This is a genomic window from Nocardia sp. NRRL S-836 (genome assembly GCF_001279525.1).
Taxonomy (GTDB): domain Bacteria; phylum Actinomycetota; class Actinomycetes; order Mycobacteriales; family Pseudonocardiaceae; genus Lentzea.
Genome location: NZ_LGDY01000006.1, coordinates 1 through 601 on the forward strand (window position 1 = coordinate 1; position 601 = coordinate 601).

The following is a 601-nucleotide window of genomic DNA, read 5'->3' on the forward strand; positions in this document are numbered from 1 at the left end:
GTACATGTAGTCGCGCTCTTCGTCGGTGACCATCTCGAGCGTGAGCTCGTCGTGGTTGCGCAGGAAGATGCCCCACTGCGAGTTCTCCGGGATCGACGGCGTCTGCGCCAGGATCTCCGAGATCGGGAACCGCGACTCCCGCCGCACCGCCATGAAGATCCGCGGCATCAGCGGGAAGTGGAACGCCATGTGGCACTCCTCGCCGTCACCGAAGTACTCCACGACGTCGGACGGCCACTGGTTGGCCTCGGCGAGCAGCACGCGGCCGGGGTACTCGTCGTCGACGACCTTGCGGCACTTGCGCAGGAAGTCGTGCGTCTCCGGCAGGTTCTCGCAGTTGGTGCCCTCGCGTTCGAACAGGTAGGGCACGGCGTCGAGGCGGAACCCGTCGATGCCGATGTCGAGCCAGAAGCGCAGGATGTCGATCATCGCGTCCTGGACGGCGGGGTTGTCGTAGTTGAGGTCCGGCTGGTGGGAGAAGAAGCGGTGCCAGAAGAACTGGCCGCGCACCGGGTCGTAGGTCCAGTTCGACGTCTCGGTGTCGACGAAGATGATCCGCGCGTCGCTGTAGCGCGAGTCGTCGTCGCTCCACACGTAGTAG

1 protein-coding gene is annotated in these 601 nt (G+C 65.1%); it reads right to left on the reverse strand.

Features of this window, described 5'->3' with window-relative positions:
• A partial coding sequence (locus tag ADL03_RS03275) for an alpha-amylase family glycosyl hydrolase (protein ID WP_255353328.1) occupies positions 1–601 on the reverse strand: 601 nt, incomplete at both ends.